This is a genomic window from Mycobacterium sp. (assembly GCF_049280035.1).
Taxonomy (GTDB): Bacteria; Actinomycetota; Actinomycetes; order Mycobacteriales; family Mycobacteriaceae; genus Mycobacterium.
This window is the reverse complement of sequence record NZ_JBAPPI010000564.1, coordinates 1-7,252: the sequence shown is the minus strand read 5'-3', so window position 1 is coordinate 7,252 and position 7,252 is coordinate 1. Positions and strand designations below refer to the sequence as shown.

Annotated in this window: 8 protein-coding genes; 2 read left to right on the top strand and 6 right to left on the bottom strand. The window is 65.6% G+C overall.

The window, feature by feature from the left end; translation table 11 throughout:
• Positions 1 to 563, bottom strand: a 563-nt coding sequence (locus WAN71_RS18455) for a DMT family transporter (RefSeq protein WP_422226720.1), incomplete at its 3' end; no start/stop codon positions are given.
• Between the two features lie 291 nt (positions 564 to 854).
• On the opposite strand from WAN71_RS18455, the gene WAN71_RS18450 reads away from it, so the two are divergent.
• Positions 855 to 2,186 carry a DUF349 domain-containing protein gene (locus tag WAN71_RS18450; protein WP_422226719.1) on the top strand — a complete coding sequence of 444 codons (1,332 nt, stop codon included), beginning with the start codon at positions 855 to 857 and terminating at the stop codon, positions 2,184 to 2,186.
• On the opposite strand, the gene WAN71_RS18445 is transcribed toward WAN71_RS18450, so the two are convergent.
• The 3 genes from WAN71_RS18445 to WAN71_RS18435 all read right to left on the bottom strand — a co-directional run bounded on the left by WAN71_RS18445 (position 2,183) and on the right by WAN71_RS18435 (position 5,009).
• Positions 2,183 to 2,797: a hypothetical protein gene (locus WAN71_RS18445; protein WP_422226718.1), complete on the bottom strand. Its 615-nt coding sequence runs from the start codon at positions 2,795 to 2,797 to the stop codon at positions 2,183 to 2,185. The genes WAN71_RS18450 and WAN71_RS18445 overlap by 4 nt on opposite strands.
• Entirely contained in the window at positions 2,794 to 4,320 is a 1,527-nt protein-coding gene (gene miaB / locus WAN71_RS18440) for a tRNA (N6-isopentenyl adenosine(37)-C2)-methylthiotransferase MiaB (protein WP_422226717.1), read from the bottom strand. Before miaB ends, WAN71_RS18445 begins: the two co-directional genes overlap by 4 nt.
• A 68-nt stretch (positions 4,321 to 4,388) precedes the next feature.
• Positions 4,389 to 5,009 (bottom strand): DUF2867 domain-containing protein, encoded by a 621-nt coding sequence (locus tag WAN71_RS18435; RefSeq protein WP_422226716.1) that lies wholly within the window; start codon positions 5,007 to 5,009, stop codon positions 4,389 to 4,391.
• 81 nt (positions 5,010 to 5,090) lie between these two features.
• Between WAN71_RS18435 and WAN71_RS18430 the strand changes: the two genes are divergently transcribed.
• On the top strand, positions 5,091 to 5,687 hold the full coding sequence (locus tag WAN71_RS18430) for a TetR/AcrR family transcriptional regulator (RefSeq protein ID WP_422226715.1): 597 nt from the start codon (positions 5,091 to 5,093) through the stop codon (positions 5,685 to 5,687).
• Between the two features lie 39 nt (positions 5,688 to 5,726).
• Here the strand turns inward: WAN71_RS18430 and recX are convergent, their stop codons facing one another.
• Together recX and WAN71_RS18420 are read right to left on the bottom strand one after the other, a co-directional pair.
• Positions 5,727 to 6,251, bottom strand: coding sequence for a recombination regulator RecX (gene recX / locus WAN71_RS18425; RefSeq protein WP_422226714.1), 525 nt, complete (start codon positions 6,249 to 6,251; stop codon positions 5,727 to 5,729).
• Positions 6,217 to 7,252, bottom strand: a 1,036-nt coding sequence (locus WAN71_RS18420; RefSeq protein WP_422226713.1) for an LAGLIDADG family homing endonuclease, incomplete at its 5' end; no start/stop codon positions are given. The genes WAN71_RS18420 and recX, both read right to left, overlap by 35 nt.

Sequence of the window (7,252 nt, the reverse complement as noted above, 5' to 3'; positions counted from 1 at the left end):
ACCTCGATGACGCCCTTGGTCAGCACCGCGAACAACGCCCATGACGACGCCGATACCACCGCCAGCAGCACCGCGGCGACCGCACCCGACCAAATCCGCGCGCCCAGCACACACAACACCAAAACCGGGCCCATTACGACGGCCACCACGATCCAGATTTTCAGCGAGCCACGCTGGTGACCGGCGGCCGGGTCGCCGACGCTGATGAACACTGCCACCGCCGCGGCCAGCAACACCGCCCACAGCCACTCCCAGCGGGTCACCGGGTGACGCGTCAAACGCGCATTGGTCGGCAACGCGAACAGCAGCGCCGTCACCTGCAGCGCCTGGACCAGCACTACCGACCCCAGCACCAGCGCGATGGCTTGCAGACCAAAGCTGGCAGCCGCTGCCAGGCCGCCCCACCACCAGCGGACGTCCCGCAACGACAAGCGGAACAGCTCGAAGTGGCCGACCCGTTCGTTGGTGATCTCCCGCGCAGACCGCTGACGGATCACATCGCCAACCCCGGATATCAACGCCGCGACCAACGCGAGTAACGCCGCGATATCGACCTTCGCTATGGCGATACCCCCTCGTCCAGGCACGACCGGAACGCCGCAATTTGCACGTGCCGAATCACAGATTGTTTCACGAACAAGGGATAATTCCGGCTAACGGCACGACCCGAAAACCTGGGCCCTTGCGCGGCTGCAACGCCAACTCGGACCGCACCGCCCAACAAGCTGCTTCAATACTGGTGAGATCCCAGACGGGAGCACCTCGAGGCTTCTCCCGCGAGTGCAGTTGACGGCGCCGCGATGCGCGGCAGGTGCGCGGCTAACAACCGCGCGAAGGGTAGGTGATGGCAGCTCATGACGCCTGACGAGCCACACAGTGAATCTCGGGAACCGAGGCCCACGCCGAGGCCGGGACCGCGGCCCGGGCCCAGACCAACATCCCGTCCCCACCCTCACCCAGTCCCGGGGCCGCTGGCCAACGACCCGCACCGATTCGGACGCGTCGACGCCGACGGGACGGTATGGCTGATCACCGCGGCCGGCGAGCGGGTCATCGGGTCCTGGCAGGCCGGCGACGCCGAAGCCGCGTTTGCCCATTTCGGCCGGCGATTCGACGACTTGAGCACCGAGATCACGCTGATGGAAGAGCGGCTGGCTTCGGGAACCGGCGACGCCCGCAAGATCAGAGCCACCGCGGCCGGGCTGGCCGAAACGTTGCCGGACGCACATGTGCTCGGCGATCTCGAAGCGCTGGCCGCCCGGCTGGCAGGCATTGCTGAGCACGCCGAAGCGGCCGCGGCCGCCGATCGCTCGCGTCGCGAAGAGCATCGCGCAGGCCAGACCGCGCGCAAGGAAGCGTTGGCCGCCGAAGCCGAGGAGTTGGCCAACACCTCTACGCAATGGAAGGCGGCCGGCGACCGGCTGCGCGCCATTCTCGACGAATGGAAGACGATCAGCGGTCTGGACCGCAAGACCGACGATGCGCTGTGGAAGCGCTACTCGGCTGCGCGGGAAACCTTCAACCGGCGACGCGGATCCCATTTCGCGGAGTTGGACCGCGAGCGGGCGGGTGCCCGCGAGGCGAAAGAGCAGCTCTGCGTGCAGGCTGAAGAGCTCGTCGGTTCGACGGACTGGGGTGCCACCAGCGCCGAGTTCCGCAAGCTGCTCACCGACTGGAAGGCCGCCGGACGCGCGGCGCGCGATGTCGACGATGCGCTGTGGCACCGCTTCAAGGCCGCCCAGGACACCTTTTTCAAGGCGCGAAATGCCGCGACCACTGAGCGGGACTCCGAATTGCAGACCAATGCCACCGCCAAAGAGGCGCTGCTGGCTGAGGCGGAAAAGCTCGACACGAGCAATCACGAGGCCGCCAGGTCGGCGCTGCGGTCGATCGCCGAGAAATGGGACGCGATCGGCAAGGTGCCGCGAGAACAGTCGGCCGAGCTCGAGCGGCGGCTGCGCGCCATCGAGAAGAAGGTGCGTGACGCCGGCGAATCGGACTGGTCGGACCCGCAGGCTCAGGCCCGCGCCGAGCAGTTCCAGGCGCGTGCCGAGCAGTTCGAACGCCAAGCCCAGAAAGCCGAGGCGGCCGGCCGCAGCAAGGAAGCCGAGGAGGCCAAGGCTAATGCCGAGCAGTGGCGGCAATGGGCTGACGCCGCCGCGGATGCGCTGACCCGCAAGTCCTAACTAGCGTTGCCGTTGTTGTCCGGCGCCTGTGTCGGCTCGGCATCGTCGAGCGATTCCAGCAGCGTTCGGGACTGCCGGTGGGCGGCGGCTCGACGGCGTTGCTCCTCGGCGGCAAGTTGCACGATCGTACGCGACCACACCACCCGCGCCCAGTGAAACGTCAACAGGATGATGGTGATCCAAGCCACCACCAGGCCGACACCGGGGCCAGGATGACCGGCTGACACGGTCTGCCGCGACCAAATGGCCAGCAACCCAGCAGCGCTGGCCACTGCCGAACCGGCCAACGCCACCCAGGCCAACGCCCACCGCCGGGTCAACAACGCCAACATCGAGAATCCGACGCCGAAAACCAGCGCCAGCCAACCGAATACCCGTGATGGCAGCCCTACCGCGGCCGCCCCGGAACCATGGGTGGAAAACAGCACATCCCATCCGCGTACGTGACCGGTATGCGGCAAAATAAACGACGCGAGCAGCACGAAAACCAGGATCGCTACAACCAAAGCCCTTGCACCCGGCTCGATTTCGCGGGCGATACGGCGCTCGGCGGCCTCGATATCATCCCGGAAGTCGTCGAACTGGCCCTGTTTCCGCTCGCGTCCGCTCATCGAGTGCACTCGAGTGGCTCAGCCGCCGCAGCCGGTTGCCCGACGCCTGGGATACCAAGACCGACACCGCCGGGACGTTGCCCGCCGTCGTACGCATCACCGGCGCGGGTGCGGCGGTGGGTGACGAGTTCGCCGTCGGCGATCAGGTGATGCGGCGCGGCGTCGGTGACGATCGTGGTGACGATGTCACCCGGGCGCACCTGCTGTCCCCCGGGCGTGAAATGCACGAGCCGACCGTCTCGCGCGCGCCCGCTCATCCGCGCGGTGCGACTGTCCTTGCGGCCTTCCCCGGTGGCCACCAGCAACTCGACGGTCCGTCCGATCTGGTTGCGGTTCTCCTCCAACGCGATTTGCTCTTGCACCGCCACCAGTCGCTCATAACGTTCCTGGACGACGGCTTTCGGCAGCTGACCGTCCAGCTTGGCGGCGGGGGTGCCGGGGCGTTTGGAGTACTGGAAGGTGAACGCACCGGCAAACCGGGCCCGCCGAACGACGTCCAGCGTCGCGGCGAAGTCTTCCTCGGTCTCACCGGGGAAGCCGACGATCAGGTCGGTGGTGATGGCGGCGTGCGGCATCACCGCCCGCACCCGGTCAATGATGCCGAGATAACGCCCGGCGCGATAGGACCGGCGCATCGCCCGCAACAGCCGGTCCGACCCGGATTGCAGCGGCATGTGCAGGGCGGGGCAGACGTTCGGCGTTTGGGCCATCGCGTCGATGACGTCGTCGGTGAACTCGGCCGGATGCGGCGAGGTGAACCGCACCCGCTCCAGACCGTCGATGCGTCCGCATTCGGTCAACAGCTCGGCGAAGGCGCCGCGGTTGCGCGGTAACCGCGGGTCGGCGAACGAGACCCCGTATGCGTTGACGTTCTGGCCCAGCAGGGTGATTTCCAGCACGCCGGTGTCCACCAGCGACCGCACCTCGGCCAGGATGTCGTCCGGGCTGCGGTCGACCTCCTTGCCCCGCAACGACGGTACGATGCAGAATGTACAGCTGTTGTTGCAGCCAACCGAGATGGAAACCCAAGCAGCGTAAGCAGATTCGCGCGCAGCGGGCAGTGCCGACGGAAACTCCTGCAACGCCTCGGCGATTTCTACCTGAGCGACTTTGTTGTGCCGGGCCCGGTCAAGCAGCGCGGGCAGCGATCCGAGGTTGTGGGTGCCGAAGACGACGTCGACCCACGGCGCCTTGCGCAGCACCGCGTCTTTGTCCTTCTGGGCCAGGCAGCCGCCGACCGCGATCTGCATGTTCGGGTCGCTGCGCTTGCGGGGCGCCAGGTGGCTGAGGTTGCCGTAGAGCTTGTTGTCAGCGTTCTCTCGCACCGCGCAGGTGTTGAAGACCACCACGTCGGCATCAGCGCCGTCGGGCGCGCGCCGGTAGCCGGCCGCTTCCAACAGGCCCGCCAATCGCTCGGAGTCATGGACGTTCATCTGACATCCGTAAGTGCGGACCTCGTAGGTGCGCGCTGAGACCAACGGCGAGCGTTGCGCCGCTGCGTCTGGTGCCACCGTCGAAGTCACGGGGCCATGGTACGGCGGTCGTGCGGCGTCCGGCTTCCGCAGTCCCGGCCACCGCCTCGATCCGTGACTTACGGCACTGCCCGGCGACGACTCCACGTCCGCGCAAGTTGGCGTTGGAGCGCCGGATAGACGATCAAGTATCGGAAAGGCTTGATGAAGGCCATATATACCTGACCGAACCGGCCGCGCGGTTTGACATAGACGGCCATCTGGGCCTCGTGATCGTCGTCGCTATCGCGGCCGACCCACGCGACGTGCATCACCCCATGAACGGTCTGATTAGACATCTCGGCGGCGAACTCGTCTTCGGTTCGGTACAGCGGCACAAACGGCAGATGGTCGAAATGCACTTCGTCTGCTGAACCACGCAGATCGTTCGGTAAACGATCAGCGAGGGTGAATTCTGGCGTCCCGGGGATGGGCAACCGCTTTTCGGTGCCTGCGGTGGTTGATATCCGGCCCAAATCAAACCATTTACCCAGGCGGTCCCGTACACCCCACAGGAGTCGAGTGGGCGCCGAGTCCGAGTTGACGGGGTCGGACTGGGTGACCATGTCGATCACGCTGGCAAAGTCGGCCATGTTGCCGGTGACGGCGGGAAGTCTCCAAACATCTTCGAGGGTGAAGTCGTGCACCACACCGTGGATGCGCCATGGCTGCGAGAGTTGTACCTCGTTCGGAATCCTCACGATGCCTCCTTTATACGATGCCGTATAAAGCTTCGCAGAGTAGCCCGGATTAATCAATACGCCGCCGTATAATGCGGTGTCGTGCCTGCAAGAAAGACGCCACCGGAGGCGTGGGTCGGGGCGGCACTAGCTGCCCTGGCGGACGGCGGCCCTGAAGCCATCCGGATCGAGGTGCTCGCGGCGTCCCTTGGCGTTACCAAGGGCGGCTTCTACGGGGAATTCGCCGATCGCAGTGCGTTAGTGGAGCGGATGCTCGACACCTGGGAGCAGACGGTGGTCGACGACGTCATCAGCCAGATCGAGAACACCGAAGACGACGCGCACACAAAGTTGCGCCACCTGTTTGAGCTGGCGCGCCGTCACACACGCGCCGGACGCGGGCTTGCCGTTGAGTTGGCGGTCCGCGACTGGGCCCGCCGCAACCCCAGCGTCAACAAGCGACTCAACCGCGTGGATAACCGGCGAATGGCATATCTGCGCAAGCTTTTTCGGCAGATCGGCTGCGGTCATGATGACGCCGAGGCGCGCAGCTTTCTGGCGTTCTCACTATTCGTCGGGAGCAATCTGATCACCGCCGAGCACGACGGCCGCTCTCGACGTGATGTCATCAGCGATGCCTTGGACAATCTGCTGACCACTGCTGACACTGATCCGGCGCGCGAACGCGATAATCGCTGAGACGCTGTATCTCCCTGCGACGCAAGGCGCCCCGACGGTTCAGACGCGCCTGCGCTCGCGTTCGGCGACCAGCTCGGCGCTGACCACGTCGTAGGCCATCGTCTGGCCGAACCCGCGGCGCGCCAGCATCGCCACCAGCCGGCGACTCACCCGGGCGTCATCGGCGTCGCCCAGGGTCTCCCGCCGCAGCTTGGCCCGCACCAGCTGTTCGGCGCGGCCGCGCTCGGCAGCGGGGTTGATGCCGCCGAGCACCGAGGTGATCACGTCGTTATCGATCCCCTTGGTATGCAGCTCAGCGGCCAACGCACGCTTGCCTTTTGCCGCGTTCGCCCGACGGGAGTGCACCCACTGCTCGGCGAAGCCGGCGTCGTCGATCAACCCGACGTCGGCCAGCCGGTCGAGCACCCGGGTGCTGAGGTCATCGGGATAGCCGCGCTTGGCCAGCTGACCGGCCAGCTCGGCGCGAGTGCGTGCCTGCGCGGTGAGCAGGCGCAGGCACAACGCCCGCGCCAGCTCCTCGCGAGACGGCTCAGAAATCGACGGGGGCGGGCAAGACGCTGTCATCGGTCAAGCCATCGGTCACCACCGCGCCAATGCCAAGCTTTTCTTTGATCTTCTTCTCGATCTCGTTGGCCACGTCGGCGTTCTCCATCAAGAAGTTGCGGGCGTTCTCCTTGCCCTGACCCAGCTGCTCGCCCTCGTAGGTGAACCAGGACCCTGACTTGCGGACGAAGCCGTGATCCACACCCATGTCGATCAACGAGCCTTCCTTGCTGATGCCCTTGCCGTAGAGAATGTCGAACTCGGCCTGCTTGAACGGCGGCGCGCAGTTGTGCACGACAACACCTTCCGCAACGAGGTTGTGCAGTTCCTCGACCTCGAGGTCGAACGTCCGTACCCGCCGCACTGGCAGCACTTCTCGGATCACTGAGTACCGGAGTTCTTCCGCCAGCACATCATGCAGAAACTTGTCATCCAAGGCATCCGCGAGCACCTGCACACGATCCCTACGGAGACGGCTGGCACCTAAGACCTGCTTCATTCCGCCACGAGGGTCCCCGGCGCCTGCACCGATCATTGCTGCGGCCTCCAGCGCGGTCACGCCACGCTCGTCAAGGTAATTCAGCACGGCATCGGCCACCTCCGCGGGCAGATATGTCGCCTGCGATCCACGTCGCCTCCCCTGCATAGCCTCGGGAATCGCCTGAATAAGGGCGCTACCACGCGGGCCCCACATGGGAACCGATTCCGCGAATGCTGTGACGTTCTCCATGCCCGAGATCCGGACCTCGAATATCTGGCGCTTGCTCCGGACCCGGCGCCCGTTGATAATGCTGGGCCGCTTCTGAGTCGGGTCATAATCTCGAACCGTACTTACGATGCCGAATCGCATGAGCAGCCAATGGATCTGGTGTGCGAGCTGCTCGGAGGTCGTCGTGTAACCGACCCGAAGCGCTCCGGTCTGTTCCCGGCTCACCCAGCCGTCACTCTCGAGCAGGCCGAAGAGCAGATTGCCGACAATATCGGCCGCGATATCGGGCTCGAAGAACCAGTTCGGAATCGTC